At 58.8% G+C, this 628-nt stretch carries 2 protein-coding genes; both read right to left on the bottom strand.

Annotated elements, in window-relative coordinates; all coding sequences use genetic code 11:
- On the bottom strand, nucleotides 1-310 hold a 310-nt coding region (locus tag ACKGJN_RS16440; RefSeq protein ID WP_409540651.1), incomplete at its 3' end, for a hypothetical protein.
- Nucleotides 311-447: 137 nt separating this feature from the next.
- Nucleotides 448-628 (bottom strand): MipA/OmpV family protein (locus ACKGJN_RS16435; protein WP_409540650.1); only part of this gene is annotated, 181 nt, incomplete at its 5' end.

Genomic DNA, 628 nt, shown 5'->3' with positions numbered 1-628 from the left:
TCCCCGCCTCATCCATTGCGCCGAGGCGGCCAGGGCCCAGTTCGGCAAGACCCGTCTCCTTGAGGTACTCTACGTGATCGTCGTTAATCGCGTTCAGCGCGATCAACTCGTCGGTGGTATAGGTCTCTTCCGTGGCGATAAATTGCAGATCCTGGTCTCGCAACGCGATGACCGATGGCTCTGCGGCGGCGGCGCGGGAGACAATGGCGGGTGCGGATAGTCCGGCACCGACACCCAATGCAGTCGCGCCAGTTAGAAAGTTGCGGCGTCCCATCACCAGGTTCTTTTGGGGTTTTTCGATCTGTTTCATGTCAGCTTATGCTCCGATGTTTGCGTTGGGCCGTTGGGCGCCGCGTCCGCTTGGCAAAGACTTCCATAAGGGAATGTTGGGTGTCGTTGCTGATCGGGGGCGGATCAATGGGCCAAGCGTTGGCCCTCAACGATCGCTCAGAACTTGTAGGAAACGGCCAGCCCGCCAAAGAGAACGTTGTTGTCCTTGCTGATCGGGCTGTCCGCCGCGTCACCGACCAATCGAGTGTATTCGATCATCGTGCGAACCTCCCAGCTCTCGAAGACGGGATATACGAAGCCGAGCTCCGCACCGACTGCTTTAAAGCCCGATTTCGCG

This window comes from Gillisia xinjiangensis (assembly GCF_046298265.1).
Classification (GTDB): Bacteria; Bacteroidota; Bacteroidia; order Flavobacteriales; family Flavobacteriaceae; genus Gillisia; species Gillisia xinjiangensis.
Note: the sequence above shows the minus strand (reverse complement) of the source record. Positions and strands in the feature narration are given on the sequence as shown.